This is a genomic window from Streptomyces sp. NPDC050164 (assembly GCF_044459945.1).
Classification (GTDB): domain Bacteria; phylum Actinomycetota; class Actinomycetes; order Streptomycetales; family Streptomycetaceae; genus Streptomyces; species Streptomyces coeruleorubidus_A.
Genome location: NZ_JBITJK010000015.1, coordinates 119,699 through 139,491, shown reverse-complemented (window position 1 = coordinate 139,491; position 19,793 = coordinate 119,699). Strand labels below are relative to the sequence as shown.

Genomic DNA, 19,793 nt, shown 5'->3' with positions numbered 1-19,793 from the left:
CACCCTCGTCACCTCTCCCACGGCACCCGTATGCCAAGAACGAAGGACCCGCCATGCACAGCTCCGCCAGACGGCTCCTCGCCACCGTGGCCCTGTCGACCGTCGTCGCCGTCGTCGGCACCGCCTGTTCCTCCGGGGCGGGCAGCACCGACTCCAAGGACGCCGACAGCGGCACCTACACGATCTGGGACCCGTACCCGCAGTTCGCCAAGGGCTCGGCCTGGACGAAGCTGCTGGACAAGTGCGGCACCCAGGCTGGTGTGAAGGTCAAGCGGACCGGCTTCGACACCAGCGACCTGGCCAACAAGACGCTGCTGGCGGCCCAGCAGGGCAACTCCCCGGACGTGCTCATCGTCGACAACCCCGTCGTCTCGACCCTGGCCGAGGCGGGCGTGCTCACCACCACCGACGACAACAAGCTCGACACCTCCAAGGTCGACCCGAACCTGCTCGCGGCCGGCCAGTCGGGCGGCAAGACGTACGGCACGCCGATCGGCGCCAACACCCTCGCCCTCTACTACAACAAGAAGGTGCTGAAGGACGCCGGGGTGGACATCGCCTCGGTCAAGGACTGGAAGTCGCTGACGGCGGCGCTGGCCAAGGTCAAGAAGGCCGGCAAGAAGGGCATCACGTTCTCGGCGATCGGCACCGAGGAGGGCAGCTTCCAGTTCCTGCCCTGGTTCTGGGGAGCGGGCGCCGAACTGACCGAACTCGACTCCGCCCGGGCCGTCTCCGCACTGTCGCTGTGGCAGGACTGGCTGAAGCAGGGCTACGCCCCCAACTCGGTCATCAACAACACCCAGACGACCAGCTGGCAGGAGTTCGCCGGCGGCGACTACGCCTTCGCCGAGAACGGCACCTGGCAGCTCGCGAACGCCGAGAAGGCCGGCTTCGAGTACGGCGTCCTGCCGATCCCGGGCGCCGACGGGGGCAACGCGGCGGCCCCGACCGGCGGCGAGTTCGTCACCCTCCCGGTCCAGGACGACACCGGCCGCTACACCACCTCGCAGAAGCTGGCGGCCTGCCTGACCAGCACCCAGAACCTGTACGACACCGACACGACCCTGTCCTACGTGGCCCCCACCGCCGAGGTCCAGAACAAGCAGGTGGCGGCGAACCCCGCGCTGAAGGCCTGGGTCGACGCGGTCAAGGCGGCCAAGGGACGCACCAGCGGCGACCTCGGCACCAAGTACCCCAAGATCTCGGAGCAGTTGTGGAAGGCGGTCCAGTCCGCACTCAGCGGGGCGAAGGCCCCGAAGGACGCTCTCTCTTCGGCGCAGTCCGCAGTCAAGTGACGTGGGCCCGATGAAGCAGACGACATATCCGCCGGCCCGCCGGCCCGCGCTCGACCGGAACGGCGGGGCGGCCACCGCCGCCCCGCCCCCGGCGGGCCCCGCGCCACGACGCCGCCCGACCTCCCAGCAGTGGGCCGCCTGGGCCTTCCTCGCCCCGGTCACCCTCTACCTCGTCCTCTTCTACGCCTATCCCCTCTACCGCAACCTCGACCTGAGCCTGCGCAACTACACCGTCCGCTCCTTCGTCCAGGGCAACGCGCCCTTCACGGGCCTGGAGAACTACGCGAAGATCCTCGACGACCCGACGTTCACCCCGGCCCTGCTCCACACCGTGGTGTTCACGGCCGTGTGCCTGGTCTTCCAGTACGCCATCGGCCTGGCCCTGGCGGTCTTCTTCCACCAGCACTTCCGGCTGTCGGCGACCCTGCGGGCCCTGTTCCTGGTGCCCTGGCTGCTGCCGCTGATCGTGTCGGCCTCGACCTGGTCGTGGATGCTCAACAGTGACTCCGGCATCGTCAACGCCCTGCTGAGGACCGTCGGCGTCGACCCGGTGAACTGGCTGACCTCGCCGTCCTGGTCGCTCACCTCGGTGATCATCGCGAACATCTGGATCGGCGTCCCCTTCAACCTGGTGGTGCTCCACAGCGGCCTGCAGTCCATCCCCGCCGGCCTGTACGAGGCCGCGGCGCTGGACGGGGCGAACGCCTGGCAGCGCTTCTGGCGCATCACCTTCCCGCTGCTGCGCCCGGTGTCCGCGATCACCCTGCTGCTGGGCCTGGTCTACACGCTCAAGGTCTTCGACATCATCTGGATCATGACCAAGGGCGGCCCGGCGGACTCCTCCACCACCTTCGCCACCTGGTCCTACCAGCTCGGCTTCGGCAACCTCCTGCCCGCCTTCGGACCCGGAGCGGCCGTCGGCAACCTGCTCGTCGTCGCCGCCCTGGTCTTCGGCCTCGTCTACATCCGGGTCCAGCGAAAGCAGGCGCTGTCATGAACCGAAGCCCCAGCCGCACGTGGTGGAAGACGGCCACAGGTCTGCTGCTGACCGCGATCATGCTCTTCCCGGTGTACTGGATGCTCAACGTGTCCTTCACCCGCGACCAGGACATGCGCAAGAGCCCCCCGGACCTGCTGCCGCTGAACGGCACCCTGGCCGGCTACCGCACCGTCCTGGACGAGCAGTTGCCCTACCTCGCCACCAGCCTCGTCATCGGCCTGGGCACCGTCGTCCTGACCGTCGCCCTCGCCGCACCCGCCGGCTACGCCCTGGCCAAACTCCGCCCGCGCGGCGGCGGCGTGCTCGGCTTCCTCTTCCTGGTCGCCCAGATGATCCCCGGCATCATCATGGCGATGGGCTTCTACGCCATCTACCTCCAGCTCGGCCTGCTCCAGTCCGTGCCCGGCCTGATCGTCGCCGACTCCACCCTGGCCGTCCCCTTCGCCGTCCTCATCTTCACCGCGTTCATGTCCGGCATCCCCGGCGAACTGCTCCAGGCCGCGACGATGGACGGCGCCGGGCCCCTGACCACCTTCCGGTCCATCGTCCTGCCGATGAGCCGCAACGCCGTCGTCACGGTGTCCCTGTTCGCGTTCCTGTGGTCCTGGTCCGACTTCGTCTTCGCCAGCACCCTGGTCAACGGCGGCGCCCACGAACCGATCACCCTCGGCATCTACCACTACATCGGCAACAACAACCAGGAGTGGAACGCCATCATGGCCACCGCCGTCGTGGCCTCACTGCCCGCCACGGTGATCCTCGTCCTCGCCCAGCGCTACGTCGCCGCCGGCGTGACCGCCGGAGCCGTCAAGGACTGACCTCCCGCGAACTCCCGCGGACCTCCCCTTCTGCCGACGATCCCTGCTCGAGAAACGAGTCACGCCTTCATGACCGCCGCCCCGTCGTCCGGACCTGCCTTCTCCGTCCACGACATCCCGTTCAGCACGTTCGGATCCTGGTTCGGCATCTCACCCGTGGTGGCGGAGAAGACGTACGCCGAGGACCTCCACCTCGTCTCGCACCAGAACGGCATGCACGCCGTACTCCGCCTCGTCCCCCTGGACCCGGCGACGGGCGAGCGCGCCGACACCCGCGTCGAGGCGACACCGGGACTGCTCAGCTGGGTCGGCCCGGCCGGGCGCATCGACCTCGCCTACGAGTCGCCGGACACCGTACGCCTGCGGGGGAGCGGCCTGGACATCGGCGTCTTCGCGGCCGCGCAGGTCCTGACGCCGTTCAGCGGGACGTACTTCTTCCACGACCCGGCAGCGGGCGCGCACGTGTTCACGTCGTACGAGACGGGGCGCCGCTACCGCATCACCGTCCTGTCCGGCCGTATCGCCCACACCGCCGGAGCCCAGGCCCTGGGCAGCGGTGACCGCGGTCTCGCCCTGGCCGCGGCGGCGGACGGCGAGTGGGAGATCGCCATCGAGGAAGTGGACACCGCTCGCCCGCCGTACGCGTCCTCGGCCGCCTTCGGCGAGACCGTGGCGGCGGCGCGCGGGTCCTTCGCGGACTTCGTCGACGCGGTGGCCCCCTGGCGCTCGTCCGCCACCCCGGCCGCCGAACTCGCCGCCTACGTCCTCTGGTCGGCGACCGTACGCCCGGCCGGACTCGTCTCCCGGCCCGCCGTACTCATGTCCAAGCACTGGATGGACAAGGTCTGGAGCTGGGACCACTGCTTCAACGCCCTGGCGCTGGCCCCGGGCTGTCCCGAACTGGCCACGGACCAGTTCGCCCTGCCCTTCGACCACCAGGACGGCAGCGGAGCCCTGCCCGACTCCGTCACCCACTCCGAGGTCCTCCACAACTTCGTCAAACCGCCCGTCCACGGCTGGGCGTCGGGCCATCTTCGCCGCCGTCTGCCGGTGCCTCCCAGCCGGGCGGAACTGGCCGAGATGTACGACCGGCTGGTCCGCTGGACGGACTTCTGGCTCACCGCGCGGCGCGCACCCGGCGCCGTCCTGCCCCACTACCAGCACGGCAACGACAGCGGCTGGGACAACGCCACCACCTTCGACCCCGAGCGGGTCGTCGTCACCGCCGACCTGGCCGCCTTCCTCGTCCTCCAGCTGCACGAACTCGCTGATCTCGCCGCGGAGTTGCGGAAGCCGGACGAAGCGAGCCGGTGGACTCGAACGGCACACGACATCCAGTCGGCGCTGCTGGACGAACTCTGGACCGGCGAACGGTTCCTCGCCCGGGGAGCCGCCACCGGGCACACCTGGAGCAGCTCCAGTCTCCTCGACCTGATGCCCATCGTGCTGGGCGAGCACCTGCCCGGCGAGGTCGGCAGCGCACTGGCCGACCACATCAAGGCCCACCTGACCCCGTACGGCCTCGCCACCGAACTGCCCACCTCACCGCACTACCTCTCCGACGGCTACTGGCGCGGCCCCGTCTGGGCCCCCGCCACCGTCCTCATCGAGGACGGCCTGCGCCGGGCCGGCCACCAGCGGCTCGCCGACGACATAAGTGCCCGCTTCCGCGCCCTGTGCGAGACCCACGGCTTCGCAGAGAACTTCGACGCCCTCACGGGCACGGGTCTGCGCGACCGCGCCTATACCTGGACCGCCGCCGGCTACCTCCTCCTCGCCGAAGCCCACGCACACCGGGGCGGCCACTGACCGGCGGGTCGAGCCCGGGCCTCCCTCACCGCAGCGGATGCAGTGCCGTCAACTCGGCCGCCCGGCGGCCCGTGACGATCGACTCCGCCAGCAACTTGCCGCTGAGGGGGCCCAGGGCGATGCCCCACATGCCGTGGCCCCCGCAGACATGGACGCGGGGCGAGCGGGTCGGGCCGACCAGGGGCAGGCCGTCGGCCGTGCACGGGCGGGGGCCGGCCCATTCGTCGGTGCGGTGGGTGAGGTCGGCCGAAGGGAGCAGATCACGGACCGAGTTGACGATCGCCTCGATACGGCGGGGGTCCGCAGGGCGGTCGGGTGCCGTGAACTCCATCATTCCCGCCACCCGCACCCGGTCCCCGAGCGGTGTGCAGACCACTCGCCGCTCGGCGAAGTACGTGGGCCGGGTGGGCAGCCCGCCCGGAGGCAGGGAGAAGCTGTAGCCGCGTCCGGACTGCACCGGGGTGCGCACACCGAAGGGCGCGGCCAGTCGGCCGAGCCAGGCTCCGGGGGCGAGGACGGCCGCGTCGGCATGCACGGACGTGCCGTCCCGGGCGAGGGCGACGACCCCGGTGCCCAGGTCCCGTACACGGGTGACCTCCAGGCCGGTGATGATCTTCCCGCCCCGGTCGCGGACCGCGTCGGCCAGCGCCAAGACGAACGCCCCCGGGTCGAGGCCACTCCGGCCGTGCCGCCCACCCCGCCGATCAGTGCCAGCACGGTGACCACGTCGCCCTCCGGCAGCCGTGGCCGCAACGAGGACACCAGACCGGACGGGTCGTCCATGGTGGCCAGCGTGACCACGGCCAGCACGACCATGCCGACGAACTTGGCGAGCATGAACCCGCTCATCACCCGCTCGAACAGCGTGTACCGGCCCACGTACACGATTCCGGCCGACGCCAGCGCGATCACGACGGCCAGCGGCCTCAGCGGCAGCGCGGGGAACAGCGTCGACAGCGCGAGTGACGCCACCGAGCTCAGGGCCGCCCCGTACAGCAGCCCGATGACCAGGACGAACCCGAAGAAGGCGTACGGGAGCCAGCGGGCGGCCGAGCGCAGGCTCGCGATCGCCGTCAGCCCGGTCGCCAGATACAGGCGTCCCACCGCCTCGGTCAGCGCGTACTTGAGTACGACGCCGACGAGGATCGCCCACAGCAGGGCCATGCCGTAGCCGGCGGCGCCCGCCAGCGACGTCACCATGTCGCCGGCGCCCACGCTGGTGGCCGCCAGGACCAGCCCCGGCCCGAGGACGGCCAGCCGCCCCCGCCGGGTGGCGGGGGCGGCGAAGGGCTCGGGGGACGGGGCAGCCGCTTGAGGATGAGGAGGACTTCCGGGTGTCGCGGTCATGTCGGCCACCTCCGGAGGTAGGGAGAGCGCGGTCCGGCTTCCCGGCACAGTCGGGCAGGTCGACGGATGGGAACAAGATTCCCTGGGAAATCGACGGAATCGGCCATACGCTCAGGCCGATGGACGCACCGCACACCGGCTTCGTGGCCGATTCGCTGGACCGGCGCATCATCAGCGCGCTGCAGATCGACGGCCGCGTCTCGTGGCACCGCATCGCGACGGTGCTCGGCGAACCGGAACGCACCGTCGTCCGCCGGGGCACCCGGCTGCTGGACTCGGGGCTGGTACGGATCGGCGCCATGGCGGTGCGCGGACGCAGCACCGTGATCGGAGTGCGCTGCGCACCCGGCCAGGCCCGGGTGGTCGCCACCGCGCTGGCGCGCCGCCCCGACTGTGTCTTCGCCCATGTCCTGACCGGGACCTGGGACTGCGTGGCCGAAGTGCAGTGCCCGCGCGACCGTCTCGCGGGACTCGTCATGGACGACCTCCCGGGTCTGCCGGGGGTCGTACGGACGCTGACGCTCCCGGTGCTGCGGCACGTGCGGACGATTCGCGAGTGGCACGCGGGCCTGCTCACCGAGGCCGAGATCGCCGCACTCACCGACGGGACCGGCGATGCCCCCGCGTCGGCGGACGTGTCGCCCCCGTTCGACGGTGCCGGTGAACTCTCCCGGTCCGACCGGCTGCTGGTGAACGCCCTGGCCGAGGACGGACGGTGCACGTTCGACGAACTGGCCAGGGTGGCCGGAGTGTCCGAGGCCACCGCCCGGCGCCGGCTGGGTGCCCTGCGCAGGGCAGGGCGGGTCCGCGTCCGAGCCGTGATCGAACCGGTGCTGCTCGGACTGCCGGTGGAGGCGGTGCTGTGGGTACGGGCCGTGCCGTCGGAGGTCGACGCGGTGACGGCGGCGCTCGCCGGGTCCCCGCACGTCCGGTACGTCAGCTTCGTCACCGGCGAACGCCAGCTGCTGGTTCTGACCGCCTTTCCCGACGAGGCGGCGCTCCACGACTTCGTCACGCGTTCCTCGTGTTTGCGCGAGGCGGTGTCGGTGGACGTGTCGATGGTCCTCGGCTCACTGAGGCGGGGCGGGATGCTCGCGCCGTGGCTGCGTGACTGACGCGTGTCTAGGCCTCGTACCGCGGTGTCCACTGCGTCTTCGCGATCGCCTCGCGCAGTTCCGCCTCCGTCGCCCGCGGGGCCACCCCGTCCTCGACGGCGGCGAGAGCCGCGGCCAGGGCGATCTCGCGAGCGGACTCGCGCATCCCGGTCAGGGGCGGCAGCAGCGGCACGGGGCCGTCCTCGCCGTGCGCCGCCCGTACCGCGCACTCGGCGACCGCCCGGGCGGCGGCCACCATCATGCGGTCGGTGACGCGCGTGGCACGGCTCGCGGTCACCGCGAGCCCCATGGCCGGGAAGACGTACACGTTGTTCGACTGCGCCACCGGCACCTCGTGCCCGTCCACCGTGAGCGGCGGGAAGGGCGAGCCGGTGGCGATCAGCGCCCGGCCGTCTGTCCAGCGGGTGAGGTCCGCGGGCTCGGCCTCGGAGTGGGAGGTGGGGTTGGAGAGCGGGAAGATGACGGGCCGTTCGCAGGTCGAGCCCATCTGCCGCACGATCTCCTCGGTGAACGCGCCATGAGCCGTCGACAGGCCGATGAGCGCCGTCGGCTCGACACGGCGCACCACTTCGGCGAGGCCGGTGCCGTCCCAGTCGGTCACCTCGTTGTCGTCGCGCGCGAACGTCCGCTGCTGCGGCGTCAGTTCCGTGCGCGACCGCACCAGCAGGCCGTCGACGTCGAGGATCCAGAACCGTGCCGTGGCCTCGTCCTCGGACAGACCTTCCTCGATCATGGCCGTCCGGATCATGTCGGCGACACCGATGGCCGCCGACCCCGCCCCCAGGATCACCAGGCGCTGCTCGGACAGCGCAGTGCCCGACACGTTCGCGGCGGTGGACAGGGCACCGAGCGTGACGGCCGCCGTGCCCTGGATGTCGTCGTTGAAGGTGAGCAGCCGGTCCCGGTAGCGCTCGAGGATGGGATAGGCGTGGGCGGTGGCGAAGTCCTCCCACTGGAGCAGCGTCCCGGGAAGCTCCGCCTCGACCGCCGACACGAAGGCCTCGATCATCTCGTCGTACTCGGCGCCGGTCAGCCTGGGGGCGCGCCGGCCGAGGTAGCGCGGGTTGCGGAGCAGGTCCTCGTTGTCGGTGCCGACGTCCAGCAGGACCGGCAGGGTGCGGGCGGGGTGGATGCCGCCGATCGCCGTGTAGAGGCTGAGCTTGCCGATGGGGATGCCCATCCCGCCGACGCCCTGGTCGCCCAGGCCGAGGATGCGCTGCCCGTCGGTGACGACGATGACGTCCACGTCCTTGTCGCGGTGCGGGCGGTTGCGCAGGATGTCCCGGAAGCGGTGCCGGTCCTCCCACGTCAGGAACAGCCCGCGCGGCCGCCGGTAGATCTCGCTGAAACGCCGGCAGGCCTCACCCACCGTCGGCGTGTAGACGACGGGCAGCAGCTCCTCCAGGTACTCGGTGATCAGACGGTAGAAGAGCACCTCGTTGGTGTCCTGGAGCTGACGCAGATAGATGTGCCGGTTGAGGGGCTTGTCGTAGCCGTGGAACGCCTCGTAGGCGCGGGCGACCTGCTCGTCCAGGGTCTCCACGGCGGGCGGCAGCAGCCCGTCGAGACCGAGCTCGGCGCGCTCCTGCCGGCTGAAGGCGGTGCCCTTGTTGACCAGCGGATCGGCCAGGGTCGTGATGGCGGGGCTGGTGGTCGTGCGGGGGTGCTGGTTCATCGGCTGGTCCATGGTGTGACGCGTTCCCTGGACTCGCCGGTTCGTGCAGGCGACTTGCGCCGTTCGGTCCAACCGTCGTTTCGGTCCTCGGTTCACCGATGAGTTCCGGCGCGTCGCCCGGTCTACCTCTCCGTAAGGCGCACCGAGCCCCAACACCGAGCAGGAGAAGGCGACATGAGCGTGACGACCCCTCAGACGCAGGTCCGGACCGAGTCCCACACCCCTGGCTTCCTTTCCACCCGCCCCGTATGGCTGGTCGGCGTCCTGGCGACGCTCGCCGGTGCCGTCGTGACGGAGGCGTTCGCGCTCGTCGCCCGGACCGCGGGCGTCCCGATGGAGGCGGCCAGCCCCGGGGCCGAGGAGGCCGCGGAGATCCCCGTCGGCGGCTTCGTCGGCGGCGTGCTGTTCTGGGCGGTCGCCGGGATCGTCCTGGCCGTGGTGCTCGCCCACTGGGCAAAGCGGCCCGCCCGCACCTTCACCGTGACCACCGTCGTCCTCACCGCACTGTCCCTCGCCGGCCCTGCCGTCGCCCCGCACACGGCCACGTCCACCCAGATCGTCCTCGCCGCCTCCCATGTGGTGGCCGCCGCGGTGATCATCCCCCTGGTGGCACGGCGGCTGTCCCACGTACAGAGGTGACGCCCTCGACTCCCCGCATCCCGACACCGGCCCGTCGCGCTCACCGCCGACGGGCCGTCGTCGTGTGCGTGCCGCTGCCCCTCGCCGCAGCGCCCTTGAGCTACTCGCCCGACGGCGCGGTCAGCGGTACGCCCAGGCCCACCGGGGTGCCGAGGTTCGGCGTGCCGTCGGCGTTCCAGGTGAACATCCCCGTCGCCGCGTACGTGACCCCACCGCTGACCACGGTGCGCCAGCCCTTCGACGCCGTGGCGCGAGAGGGACTCCGGCTCCTGGTGGAGGCCATCGAGAAACCGGACGCGGAGCCGTCCCCGGCGACCGACCCCCCGGTCGAGCTCGTGATCCGCGTCTCGACCGCACCCCCGCCGTCCCGGTAGCCGCCCCGGCCTTGCCCACGCCGTACCGCTGGCGCACGCTGGTCCTATGGGGGCGCAAGAGGGCCCTACGCTCATCACCTCCGTCCAGCGGGCCATGCGGCTACTGGAGGCTGTGAGCGCACACCAGAACGGCGCGCCGGCGAAGCAGCTGGCACGCGAGACCGGGCTGCCTCTGGCCACCGCCTATCACCTGCTGCGCACGCTGGTGCACGACGGCTACGTGCGGAAACTGGACGACGGCGGGTTCATCCTCGGTGACAAGCTGCAGAGCCTCCGGACCACGGGGCGCGCGCAGGCGCTGCTCAGCCGCGTCCGGCCCACGCTCGCCGCGCTGCGGGACGAGCTCACGACCCCCGCCTATCTCACCTTCTACGAGGAGGGCGAGATCCGGGTCGCCGAGATCGTCGACGGCCCCGGGACGCCCCGCGTCGATCTCTGGGTGGGCTTCGAGGACGCGGGACACGCGACCGCACTGGGCAAGTCCGTGCTCAGGGAACTGGACGAGGAGTCCCGCAAGGACTACCTATCCCGCCACCATCTCGCCGACCTCACCCCGCGGACCATCACCAGCCCGCCGGAACTGCTCCGGCGGCTGGACACCTCACCCCTGGCCCCGGCCGTCACGGACCTGGAGGAGTACGCCCTCGGCACGGTCTGCGTCGCCGTCCCGGTCTACAGCGGGGACACACTCGGCTCCCTCGGCGTCTCACTGCCGGCGAACCGGCTCTCCCGGCTGCCGGAGATCAGCGAACGGCTGCTCCCGACCGCGAGCCGCGTGACGAGGAGCCTCTCGCTCACTATCTGAAAATCCGCTCCTTGCCGGTGCCCCCGCTCACCCCGTTTTCTGGATGAAACAGACATTTCCAGGGTGTGCCCCCAGCCTGGCGCCCCGCTCACAGGTGAGGACCACGGATACAGATATGACCCACACCCGAGACCTTGGTGACGACCACTGGGCCGTACGGCCGTTCAAGAACCGAGTGGCCGGTGCCCGGGCCTCGGCCTGCAGACGCGCGTTCGCGCAGCTGGCCGCCGGTACACCCGTCCTGCCCGTGGTGATCGTCACCGTCATCGTGCTCGTCGACCTCGTCGGCGGAGCCGGGATGATCTGGCTGCCCCTGCTCGCGGCCGGACCTGCCCTCGCGGCCACGACCAACGGGCCGCGCGGAGTCCTCTCGGTCGGCTTCCTCGCCGTCGCACTCGGCGCGACGCTCGGCATCCGGGACGGTATCCCGGGCCGGGAACTGGTCGCCGTACTGTCCGCCCTGGTGGCCGTCACCCTCGCGAGCGGCCTGGCCGGCGTCCTGCGGGGGCGCCGGGAGCGGGTGCTCGCGGCCGTCCGCTCGGTCGCGGAGACCGCCCAGCACGCGCTGCTCAAGCCCGTGCCGTCGACCGTCGGACCGTTCCAGGTGGCCGTCCGCTACAGCGCCGCGGCGGCCGAGGCCCGTATCGGCGGGGACCTCTACGCCCTGATACCCACCCCGCACGGGGTGCGGCTGATCGTCGGCGATGTGCGCGGCAAGGGGCTGCCCGCCGTGGGGACCGCCGCGCTGGTGCTCGGTGTCTTCCGCGAGGCCGCCCACGACGAGCCCGATCTCCTCGCCGTGGTCGACAGGATCGAGCGGAGCCTGGCGCGCAACCTCGGTCACGACGACTTCGTCACGGCCGTGGTCGCCGGATACCCGCAGGCCGGGCATCTGGAGGTGGTGAACTGCGGGCACACGCCGCCGCTGCTGGTGCGCGCCTGCGGGAGCGTCACGCCCGTGGAGCCCGCCCATCCGTCGCCGCCTCTCGGACTGCGCGCCCTCGCCGGTCACGCGCCCAGCCTCCACAAGCTCCCCTTCGACGAAGGCGACCAGCTGCTGCTCTACACCGACGGCGTGACCGAAGCCCGGGACCACGGGCGGGCCTTCTATCCGCTCGCCGAAGGACTGGAGCGCCACGTGTCCCACGAGCCGGCCCGCACTCTCGACGCGCTCCACGACGAGCTGCTGGCCCATGTGGGCGGCCGGCTGCACGACGACGCGGCACTGCTCCTGATCCGCAAACCGGCCGCATCCGAAGCGGGGGTGCCCGCCGAGAGGACCGCTCCCGGCGTGGCTCCCGAGGTGCGGTGCTATCTGTGAGGGAGGTGTTACCGCTCCTCGCGCAGATCCTTGACCCGGCGGAGTTTGCCGACGGAGCGCTCCAGGGTCTCCGGTTCGACGATCGCCACGTCGACGGTGACGCCGACTGCGTCCTTGACGTCCTTCGCGATCGCGTGGGCGGCGGCCTCGCGCAGTCCGGCGGGTGTGCCGGGGCGGGTTTCGACGCGGACGGTCATGTGGTCCATGCGGCCGCGCCGGGTCAGCTGGATCTGGAAGTGCGGGGCGACGCCGGGCGTGCGCAGCACGATCTCCTCGATCTGGCTGGGGAAGACGTTCACCCCACGCAGGATGATCATGTCGTCGCAGCGGCTGGTGATCTTCTGGATGCGACGGAAGGCGGGCCGGGCCGTGCCGGGCAGCAGCCGGGTCAGGTCGCGGGTGCGGTAGCGGACGACCGGCAGGGCCTCCTTGGTCAGGGACGTGAAGACCAGTTCCCCCTCCTCGCCCTCGGGCAGTACCTCGCCCGTGATCGGGTCGACGACCTCGGGATAGAAGTGGTCCTCCCACACGTGCAGCCCGTCCTTGGTCTCCACACACTCCTGGGCGACACCCGGGCCGATGACTTCCGACAAGCCGTATAGGTCGACGGCGTGGATGTCCATCCGCTCCTCGATCTCGCGGCGCATCTCCTCCGTCCACGGCTCGGCACCGAAGACGCCCGCCCGCAGGCTGCTGCCGCGCGGGTCGACGCCCTGCCGCTCGAACTCGTCGAGGAGCGTGAGCATGTAGGAGGGGGTGACCATGATGATCTCGGGCTGGAAGTCCTGGATGATCTGCACCTGGCGTGCGGTCATGCCTCCCGAGGCGGGGATCACGGTGCACCCGGCCCGCTCGGCGCCGTAGTGGGCGCCGAGGCCGCCGGTGAACAGGCCGTAGCCGTAGGAGATGTGCACCTTGTGCCCGGGGCGGCCGCCCGCGGCACGGATCGAGCGGGCGACCAGGTCCGCCCACATCGCCAGGTCGTTCTCCGTGTAGCCGACCACCGTCGGGCGCCCGGTGGTGCCGCTGGAGGCGTGGACGCGGCGGACCTGGTCCATGGGGACGGCGAACATGCCGAACGGGTAGGTGCCGCGCAGATCCGCCTTGGTCGTGAAGGGGAAGCGGGACAGGTCCGCCAAGGTCCGGCAGTCGTCGGGCGTGACGCCGGCCTCGTCGAACTTCTTCCGGTACGTCTCCACGTTGTCGTAGGCGTGGCGCAGGCTCCGGCGCAGACGGTCGAGCTGGAGCTCGCACAGTTCCTCGCGCGTCAGGCGCTCAGCGTCGTCCAGCAGGTCGTGGGGGAGGGGTTCGCCCCGTCGCTGTCCAGCCGCCGTGTCAGCCGTACGTCTCACTTCACGCACCACCTTGTAACCCGACCGACCATTCGGTTAGCTTCAGCGCTGCCAAGTAATCCAGCCGCCTCGAGGCCTGTCAAGGATCAGGGGCTTACCAAGGCGCGCGGGGGCGTTCTATGATGGACCGAACGAATGGTCGGTTGGGAAGTGGGACGGATGGACACGACACACTCCAGCCCCCCGGGGGCGGACGGCGCCGAGCCGGTTCTCCAGCAGCACTTCGACGCGACGATCGCGCGGGACCAGCGGATCGAGCCGCGTGACTGGATGCCGGAGGGCTACCGGAAGACGCTCGTCCGGCAGATCGCGCAGCACGCGCACTCGGAGATCATCGGCATGCAGCCGGAGGGCGAGTGGATCACGCGTGCGCCGTCGCTGCGCCGCAAGGCCATTCTGTTCGCGAAGGTCCAGGACGAGGCCGGGCACGGGCTGTATCTGTACTCGGCGGCGGAGACGCTGGGCGCCGACCGCGCGGATCTGACCGAGCGGCTGATCGAGGGCCGCCAGAAGTACTCCTCGATCTTCAATTACCCCACGCTGAGCTTCGCGGACGTCGGAGTGATCGGCTGGTTCGTGGACGGGGCGGCGATCTGCAACCAGGTGCCGCTGTGCCGCAGCTCCTACGGCCCTTACGCGCGTGCGATGGTGCGGATCTGCAAGGAGGAGTCGTTCCATCAGCGGCAGGGCTACGAGCTGCTGATGACGATGATGCGGGGCACCGCGGCGCAGCGGGAGATGGTGCAGGACGCGGTGAACCGCTGGTGGTGGCCGTCGCTGATGATGTTCGGCCCGCCCGACGACGCCTCGCCCAACTCGGCGCAGTCCATGGCCTGGAAGATCAAACGGCACAGCAACGACGAACTGCGTCAGCGCTTCGTCGACATGACCGTCCCGCAGGCCGAGAAGCTCGGCGTGACGCTGCCCGACCCCCAGCTGCGCTGGAACGAGGAGCGCGGGCACCACGACTTCGGCACCCCCGACTGGGACGAGCTGATGCGGGTCATCAAGGGCGACGGCCCGTGCAACGCCCAGCGGATGGAGCGGCGACGCACCGCTCATGAGGAGGGCGCCTGGGTGCGTGAGGCGGCCAGCGCCCACGCGGCCAAGCAGGCCGCACGCTCGGAGAAGGGAGCGGTGGCATGACCGCCGAGAAGCAGAACTGGCCGCTGTACGAGGTGTTCGTGCGCGGCAAGCGCGGGCTGAACCACGTCCACGTGGGCTCGCTGCACGCCGCCGACGACCGTATGGCGCTCACGCACGCCCGGGACCTGTACACGCGGCGCAACGAGGGCGTGAGCATCTGGGTGGTGCGCTCCGAGCACATCGCCGCCTCGACCCGCGACGAGAAGGACCCCTTCTTCGAGCCGAGCGCCGACAAGGTCTACCGGCACCCGACCTTCTACGACATTCCCGACGACGTCCCGCACATCTGAAGGAGAGGGTATGAGCGACGACCACGTCTACATGACCCTCGCCGAGGGACACGAGGACGACACCCGCTGGGCCTACGGCACCGGCTTCGAGGACCCCCTGCACGGCGTCGAGACCGCCGTGCCCGACGGCGTCGACGCCGGGGAACTGGCCGCCCTCTGCGTCACCCTGGCCGACGACGCCCTGGTCTCGGCCCAGCGGCTGGCCGAGTGGACCACCCGCGCCCCGGAGCTGGAGGAGGAGGTGGCGCTGGCCAACATCGGACTCGACCTGCTCGGCCAGGCCCGCCTGCTGTACTCCCGAGCGGGCCAGGTCGACGGCACCGGGCGCGGCGAGGACGCCTACGCCTACTTCCGCGACGCCGGCGAGTTCCGCAACGTACGCCTGGCCGAACTGCCGGGCGGCGACTTCGCGTTCTCGATCGTGCGGCTGCTGGTGTTCTCCAGCTGGCGCCTCGCGCACTTCGAGCGGCTCACCGCCCACCGCGACCCGGTGCTCGCGGCGATCGCCGCCAAGGGTGTGAAGGAGCTGACCTACCACCGGCAGTACGCGGCCGAGTGGGCGGTACGGCTGGGCGACGGCACCGAGGAGTCGCACCGCCGGACGCGCAGGGCGCTGGAGCAGGTGGCGCCCTACCTGGGCGAGTTGTTCACGGCGTACGACGTACGGGACGAGGTCGTCGCCGTCCTGCGTCAGGTCACCGAGGCGGCCGGGCTGCCCATGCCCGTCTACCGGCCGCTGCCCGGCTCGGGCCGCAGCGGGGAGCACACCGAGCATCTCGCCCCGCTGCTGGCCGAGTTGCAGGGCGTGGCCCGCGCCCACCCGGAGGCGACATGGTGACCGGGCTGCTGGACGCGCGACGGGCCCGGCGCATCGCCGAGCAGGTGCCCGACCCCGAGCTGCCCATGCTCACCCTGGCCGACCTCGGGGTGCTGCGCGAGGTGTCCATGGACCCGGACGGGACGGTGGTCGCGAGCCTGACCCCGACCTACTCGGGCTGCCCGGCCATGGCCGAGATGCGTGCAGGCGTGGCCGCCCGGCTCAAGGACGCCGGCTACGCGCGCGTCAAGATCCGCACCGTCCTCGACCCGCCGTGGACCAGCGACTGGATCACGCCGGCCGGCCGCCGAAAGCTCGCCGAACACGGCATCGCCCCGCCCGGGGCAGCGCCCGCGCGCGCCGCCGGACCGGTGCCGCTCGTGCTGTCGCCGACCCGCCGCTCGGTGCCCTGCCCGCGGTGCGGCGGCGCGGACACCGAGGAGACCTCCCGCTTCGCCGCCACGTCCTGCAAGGCGTTGTGGCGCTGCCTCGTCTGCCGCGAGCCGTTCGAGTACGTCAAGGAGATCTGATGGAGGACCTGATGGAGCCGGCCCCCGCCCCGGCGCCGCGCGCGCGTACCCGCCGACGTCCGGTCTTCCACCCGCTGCGGGTCGCCGCCGTGCAGCCGCTGTGCGAGGACGCGGCGGCCGTCAGCTTCGACATCCCGGCCGAGCTGGCCGAGGAGTTCGCCTTCGCGCCCGGCCAGTCGCTCACCCTGCGGCGCGAGGTGGACGGCCGGGACGAGCGCCGCTCGTACTCGATCTGCTCACCCGCCGGCACGGCACCGCGCATCGGCGTCCGGGTCGTACCCGGCGGCCTGTTCTCCTCCTGGCTGGTGCACGAGGTGCGCCCCGGCGGCACCGTCGAGGTGATGGCCCCCACCGGCGCCTTCACTCCCGACCTCACCACCCCCGGCCACCACGTCCTGATCGCGGCAGGCTCCGGCATCACGCCCATGGTCTCCATCGCCGAGTCCGTCCTGGCCGCCGACTCCCGCTCGACGGTCACCCTCTTCTACGGCAACCGCCGCACCGGCACCGTGATGTTCGCCGACGAGCTGGCCGACCTGAAGGACCTCTACCCGACGCGGTTCCAGCTCGCCCACGTCCTCTCCCGTGAGCCCCGCGAGGCCGAGGTGCTCTCCGGCCGCCTCGACGCCGACCGGCTGTCGGTGCTCATCGACGCGCTGGTCGACGTGGAGTCCGCCGACCACTGGTGGCTGTGCGGCCCGCACGGAATGGTCCGCGCCGCCCAGCAGGTCCTGGCCGGCCTCGGCGTGCCCGGCGACCGCGTCCACCAGGAGCTGTTCTACGCCGACGACGAGCCCGTACGCGAGGTCCACCACGCCGAGGCCGGCCCCTCCGGCCCGGTCAGCCAGGTCACCGTCACCCTCGACGGCCGCTCCACCACCTCCGCCCTACCCCGCGAGCGGACCATCCTCGAAGGCGCCCAGCAGACCCGCCCCGACCTGCCGTTCGCCTGCAAGGGCGGCGTCTGCGGCACCTGCCGCGCCCTGGTCACCGACGGCAAGGCCGACATGCGCCGCAACTTCGCCCTCGAACCGGCCGAGGTCGACGCGGGTTACGTCCTCACCTGCCAGTCGTTCCCGGTCTCCGACGCCCTGACGGTGGACTTCGACACCTAGGGCCTGTCGTTCGGATCACGTCGCAGACGCGGGGCCTGGCACGCGCATCCGCGGCGTTGTCGTGCCGCCCTCCTCCGCCTTACAGCTGCACGCACCAGGCCCCGCTCACCGGTGCTGAAGAGATGCCGTCGATTCCCTGCGACCTGATCCAAACGACAGACCCTAGGGGCGTGTCGGTCGTGAGGACCGCGGACGGCGAGTGGCTGCTCACCTTCGAGTACTGGGCCGCGGCCGCATCGTGATCCTCAACGACCAGGACACGTCGACGATCGCCCACGCCGAGGTCGGCCTCGGCCGCTCGGACGTGGCCTACCACCGGCTCGTCAACCGCAGGACCGGCCAGGTCAGCGGCACCGGCGGCAACACCAACGACGCGAACATCGGCAACGGGGGACGTCCCCGACGTCCGCCTGGAGGACGCGGGCCGGTGCGTCCCGAGGGGCGCCGCTCACCCTCCAGAAGGAGGCCGCGGACGGCTCGCAGGAGTGGCGGCTGGTCCGGCAGGCGGGGCCTCGGCCCAACTGACGCTCACCCGTCGCGCAGCACGCGCAACGCCGTGAGTGCCACGTGGAGTTCGGTGCGGCGTTCACCGGATTCGAGGTCGGTGTCGAGGAGGCGTTCGATGGTGCGCAGACGCTGGTACATGGTCTCCCGGGACAGGCCGCCCCGGCGGGCCGCGGTGGTCTTGTTGCCGGCGGCGTCGAGGTAGTGCCCGAGCGTCGTCAGCAGGTCGGAGCCGTGCCGGGTGTCGTGGTCGATGAGCCGGCCGAGGCGCCGTTCGGTGTAGTCCTGGATCCGGGTGTCCTCGCGCAGGGCGTACAGCAGGCGGCGCAGGTCGATGTCCGGCAGCTCGTGGAAGGAGCGGTCGGCGGGAAGGGGCTGGCCGGGCGGGGTGGCCTCGATGACGCGGGCCGCCTCCCGGAAGGAGCGGGCGGCGTCGGCGAGGTCCGCCACCTCCGAGCCGGCGCTCACGAGCGCCTCCGGGTACAGCCCCAGCGCGGTGCGGCTCAGGCGCTCGGCCACCGGACGCCAGGGCTGGGCGGCGCGCAGGGCCAGCAGGACACCGAGGCGGCCGGGGGAGAGCTCGCCGGCGAGCGCCGGGACACCCGCCGACCTGAGCTCCCGGTGCAGTCGGGACTCCGGCTCCGCCCCCGCGGCTCCAGGGCCCAGGTCGACGAGCAGTGCCAGGAATCGGCTGTCCTCGGTGGGCAGGCCCAGCGCGGCGCAGCGGGCACGGGCGTCCGCGGGGGAGTGGTGGCGCTGTTCGGCCAGTTCCCGCAGGGCACTGCGGTGGGCCGTGTGTTCCCACGGCGTCGCGTGGATGAGGCGGGCGACGGTCAGCGCCATCGCCGTCCTCTCCAGGACGGTGACGTGCTCCGGCCCGAAGTCCGGCCCGTCGTCGGGAGCCCGGAGCATGGCCAGACGGCCCCAGCGTTCACCCTGGTAGGAGACCGGCGCGGTCAGCCAGCCCTCCGGACCGCCCACCTCCGTGTGGTCGCCCGGCTCGGTGGCCCGGGAGCGCTGCTCCCAGCCGGTGAGCGCCTCCCGCACCGTGCTGCCCGACGGCTCGCAGATCAGTGCCTGGTGCACCAGGTTCTCCAGGACGACCGTGCGGCCGCTCATCTCCGCCGCCGCGCGCACCACGTCCTGAGGCCCCGCGCCGCGCAGCGTCAGCGCGGTGAACGCCTCGTGGATCCGCTGGGTCCGGCGCATCGCGTCGGCCTGGTTGCCGAGGATGAGGGCGTGGACGACCTGGGTGACCTCCAGGAAGTTGACGTCCCGGGCGAGGGTCACCAGGGGAAGCCCCCGGGCGCGGCAGGCCTGGACGAGGGCGTCGGGCGGGCGGTGGTAGCGCCGTACCAGCTCGATGACCAGGGCGGCCGCTCCCACCTCGGTGAGTTCGTCGACGTACCGGCGGACCCCCGCGGTGTCCTCGGGCAGCGGCATGCCCGTCGTCAGGACCAGCTCCCCGCCCTTGAGGAAGGACGCCGGGTCCGTCAGCTCGGTGATGTGCACCCAGCGCACCGGCCGGTCCAGCTGGGCCAGCCCGGTGACGACCTGGGGCTGTCCGGCGGCCAGGACGGGCAGGGCCAGCACGTCGGCGACGGTCGGCGCGCGACCGGCCGGGGCCTTCGGGTGGTTCTCGTCCACGGTGACTCCCTGCTCGCCCGGTCACTCTGACAAGCGCCACTGACCTGCGCAAGAGCTGTCCACGGCAGGGGCGGGCGGGACCCGAGGGGTTCGGAGGTTGACACAACGTCCGAACAACGCGTTCCGGCTGGACAGATCACGCGTTGTCGCCCGTCGCGGGGGCTTGGATGCTCGGTTACCGGAGCTGAGCCAAG

17 protein-coding genes and 2 pseudogenes are annotated in these 19,793 nt (G+C 71.6%); 14 read left to right on the top strand and 5 right to left on the bottom strand.

Annotation, left to right across the window (positions count from 1 at the left end):
• The first annotated feature begins 53 nt into the window (after positions 1-53).
• The 4 genes from ACIBNA_RS21485 to ACIBNA_RS21470 all read left to right on the top strand — a co-directional run bounded on the left by ACIBNA_RS21485 (position 54) and on the right by ACIBNA_RS21470 (position 4,922).
• On the top strand, positions 54-1,295 hold the full coding sequence (locus tag ACIBNA_RS21485; protein ID WP_399166755.1) for an extracellular solute-binding protein: 1,242 nt from the start codon (positions 54-56) through the stop codon (positions 1,293-1,295).
• 10 nt (positions 1,296-1,305) lie between these two features.
• Positions 1,306-2,292: a carbohydrate ABC transporter permease gene (locus ACIBNA_RS21480; RefSeq protein ID WP_399166754.1), complete on the top strand. Its 987-nt coding sequence runs from the start codon at positions 1,306-1,308 to the stop codon at positions 2,290-2,292.
• Entirely contained in the window at positions 2,289-3,113 is an 825-nt protein-coding gene (locus tag ACIBNA_RS21475) for a carbohydrate ABC transporter permease (RefSeq protein WP_399166753.1), read from the top strand. Before ACIBNA_RS21480 ends, ACIBNA_RS21475 begins: the two co-directional genes overlap by 4 nt.
• A gap of 69 nt (positions 3,114-3,182) precedes the next feature.
• A complete protein-coding gene (locus ACIBNA_RS21470) occupies positions 3,183-4,922 on the top strand; it encodes an amylo-alpha-1,6-glucosidase (protein WP_399166752.1) in 1,740 nt (579 codons plus the stop codon).
• A gap of 25 nt (positions 4,923-4,947) precedes the next feature.
• Here ACIBNA_RS21470 and ACIBNA_RS21465 read toward each other — a convergent pair whose 3' ends face one another.
• Together ACIBNA_RS21465 and ACIBNA_RS21460 are read right to left on the bottom strand one after the other, a co-directional pair.
• Entirely contained in the window at positions 4,948-5,574 is a 627-nt protein-coding gene (locus tag ACIBNA_RS21465) for an NAD(P)/FAD-dependent oxidoreductase (protein WP_399166751.1), read from the bottom strand.
• Positions 5,575-5,663: 89 nt separating this feature from the next.
• Positions 5,664-6,122 (bottom strand): annotated as a pseudogene (locus ACIBNA_RS21460) (Nramp family divalent metal transporter); the annotation flags it as partial.
• 266 nt (positions 6,123-6,388) lie between these two features.
• Here ACIBNA_RS21460 and ACIBNA_RS21455 point away from each other — a divergent pair.
• Positions 6,389-7,384, top strand: a complete 996-nt coding sequence (locus ACIBNA_RS21455) for an Lrp/AsnC family transcriptional regulator (RefSeq protein WP_399166750.1) — start codon at positions 6,389-6,391, stop codon at positions 7,382-7,384.
• A gap of 7 nt (positions 7,385-7,391) precedes the next feature.
• Here the strand turns inward: ACIBNA_RS21455 and ACIBNA_RS21450 are convergent, their stop codons facing one another.
• Complete coding sequence (locus tag ACIBNA_RS21450) at positions 7,392-9,071, bottom strand: NAD-dependent malic enzyme (RefSeq protein WP_399166749.1); 1,680 nt, start codon at positions 9,069-9,071, stop codon at positions 7,392-7,394.
• Between the two features lie 162 nt (positions 9,072-9,233).
• Between ACIBNA_RS21450 and ACIBNA_RS21445 the strand changes: the two genes are divergently transcribed.
• The 4 genes and pseudogenes from ACIBNA_RS21445 to ACIBNA_RS21430 all read left to right on the top strand — a co-directional run bounded on the left by ACIBNA_RS21445 (position 9,234) and on the right by ACIBNA_RS21430 (position 12,198).
• Positions 9,234-9,698 carry a DUF6069 family protein gene (locus ACIBNA_RS21445; RefSeq protein ID WP_399166748.1) on the top strand — a complete coding sequence of 155 codons (465 nt, stop codon included), beginning with the start codon at positions 9,234-9,236 and terminating at the stop codon, positions 9,696-9,698.
• A gap of 182 nt (positions 9,699-9,880) precedes the next feature.
• Positions 9,881-10,072, top strand: a pseudogene (locus ACIBNA_RS21440) (substrate-binding domain-containing protein); the annotation flags it as partial.
• Between the two features lie 46 nt (positions 10,073-10,118).
• Positions 10,119-10,877, top strand: coding sequence for an IclR family transcriptional regulator (locus ACIBNA_RS21435; protein ID WP_399166747.1), 759 nt, complete (start codon positions 10,119-10,121; stop codon positions 10,875-10,877).
• Positions 10,878-10,992: 115 nt separating this feature from the next.
• Entirely contained in the window at positions 10,993-12,198 is a 1,206-nt protein-coding gene (locus tag ACIBNA_RS21430; protein ID WP_399166746.1) for a PP2C family protein-serine/threonine phosphatase, read from the top strand.
• Between the two features lie 8 nt (positions 12,199-12,206).
• On the opposite strand, the gene paaK is transcribed toward ACIBNA_RS21430, so the two are convergent.
• Positions 12,207-13,550 carry a phenylacetate--CoA ligase PaaK gene (gene paaK / locus ACIBNA_RS21425; RefSeq protein WP_399166745.1) on the bottom strand — a complete coding sequence of 448 codons (1,344 nt, stop codon included), beginning with the start codon at positions 13,548-13,550 and terminating at the stop codon, positions 12,207-12,209.
• A 159-nt stretch (positions 13,551-13,709) separates the two neighbouring features.
• Here paaK and paaA point away from each other — a divergent pair, with 159 nt between their 5' ends.
• Genes paaA through paaE form a run of 5 tightly spaced genes read left to right on the top strand, consistent with a single transcriptional unit; the run spans position 13,710 to position 17,448 of the window.
• The gene (gene paaA / locus ACIBNA_RS21420; protein ID WP_399166744.1) at positions 13,710-14,696 is read left to right on the top strand and encodes a 1,2-phenylacetyl-CoA epoxidase subunit PaaA; all 987 of its coding nucleotides are present in this window, start codon (positions 13,710-13,712) and stop codon (positions 14,694-14,696) included.
• The gene (gene paaB / locus ACIBNA_RS21415) at positions 14,693-14,986 is read left to right on the top strand and encodes a 1,2-phenylacetyl-CoA epoxidase subunit PaaB (RefSeq protein ID WP_307179257.1); all 294 of its coding nucleotides are present in this window, start codon (positions 14,693-14,695) and stop codon (positions 14,984-14,986) included. The genes paaA and paaB overlap by 4 nt, the downstream gene beginning before the upstream one ends.
• A gap of 10 nt (positions 14,987-14,996) precedes the next feature.
• Entirely contained in the window at positions 14,997-15,824 is an 828-nt protein-coding gene (gene paaC / locus ACIBNA_RS21410) for a 1,2-phenylacetyl-CoA epoxidase subunit PaaC (protein WP_399166743.1), read from the top strand.
• Positions 15,818-16,333 (top strand): 1,2-phenylacetyl-CoA epoxidase subunit PaaD, encoded by a 516-nt coding sequence (gene paaD / locus ACIBNA_RS21405; protein WP_399166742.1) that lies wholly within the window; start codon positions 15,818-15,820, stop codon positions 16,331-16,333. The genes paaC and paaD overlap by 7 nt, the downstream gene beginning before the upstream one ends.
• The gene (gene paaE / locus ACIBNA_RS21400) at positions 16,333-17,448 is read left to right on the top strand and encodes a 1,2-phenylacetyl-CoA epoxidase subunit PaaE (RefSeq protein ID WP_399166741.1); all 1,116 of its coding nucleotides are present in this window, start codon (positions 16,333-16,335) and stop codon (positions 17,446-17,448) included. Before paaD ends, paaE begins: the two co-directional genes overlap by 1 nt.
• Positions 17,449-17,976: 528 nt before the next feature.
• Here paaE and ACIBNA_RS21395 read toward each other — a convergent pair.
• A complete protein-coding gene (locus tag ACIBNA_RS21395) occupies positions 17,977-19,599 on the bottom strand; it encodes a PucR family transcriptional regulator (protein WP_399166740.1) in 1,623 nt (540 codons plus the stop codon).
• Positions 19,600-19,793: the final 194 nt, after the last annotated feature.

What these genes read in the sequence shown, in the direction of transcription:
- ACIBNA_RS21485 (WP_399166755.1), top strand. Translation starts at nt 54, where the DNA reads ATGCACAGCTCCGCCAGACGGCTCCTCGCCACCGTGGCCCTGTCGACC.
- ACIBNA_RS21480 (WP_399166754.1), top strand. Translation starts at nt 1,306, where the DNA reads ATGAAGCAGACGACATATCCGCCGGCCCGCCGGCCCGCGCTCGACCGG.
- ACIBNA_RS21475 (WP_399166753.1), top strand. Translation starts at nt 2,289, where the DNA reads ATGAACCGAAGCCCCAGCCGCACGTGGTGGAAGACGGCCACAGGTCTG.
- ACIBNA_RS21470 (WP_399166752.1), top strand. Translation starts at nt 3,183, where the DNA reads ATGACCGCCGCCCCGTCGTCCGGACCTGCCTTCTCCGTCCACGACATC.
- ACIBNA_RS21455 (WP_399166750.1), top strand. Translation starts at nt 6,389, where the DNA reads ATGGACGCACCGCACACCGGCTTCGTGGCCGATTCGCTGGACCGGCGC.
- ACIBNA_RS21450 (WP_399166749.1), bottom strand. Translation starts at nt 9,071, where the DNA reads ATGGACCAGCCGATGAACCAGCACCCCCGCACGACCACCAGCCCCGCC.
- ACIBNA_RS21445 (WP_399166748.1), top strand. Translation starts at nt 9,234, where the DNA reads ATGAGCGTGACGACCCCTCAGACGCAGGTCCGGACCGAGTCCCACACC.
- ACIBNA_RS21435 (WP_399166747.1), top strand. Translation starts at nt 10,119, where the DNA reads ATGGGGGCGCAAGAGGGCCCTACGCTCATCACCTCCGTCCAGCGGGCC.
- ACIBNA_RS21430 (WP_399166746.1), top strand. Translation starts at nt 10,993, where the DNA reads ATGACCCACACCCGAGACCTTGGTGACGACCACTGGGCCGTACGGCCG.
- paaA (WP_399166744.1), top strand. Translation starts at nt 13,710, where the DNA reads ATGGACACGACACACTCCAGCCCCCCGGGGGCGGACGGCGCCGAGCCG.
- paaB (WP_307179257.1), top strand. Translation starts at nt 14,693, where the DNA reads ATGACCGCCGAGAAGCAGAACTGGCCGCTGTACGAGGTGTTCGTGCGC.
- paaC (WP_399166743.1), top strand. Translation starts at nt 14,997, where the DNA reads ATGAGCGACGACCACGTCTACATGACCCTCGCCGAGGGACACGAGGAC.
- paaD (WP_399166742.1), top strand. Translation starts at nt 15,818, where the DNA reads ATGGTGACCGGGCTGCTGGACGCGCGACGGGCCCGGCGCATCGCCGAG.
- paaE (WP_399166741.1), top strand. Translation starts at nt 16,333, where the DNA reads ATGGAGGACCTGATGGAGCCGGCCCCCGCCCCGGCGCCGCGCGCGCGT.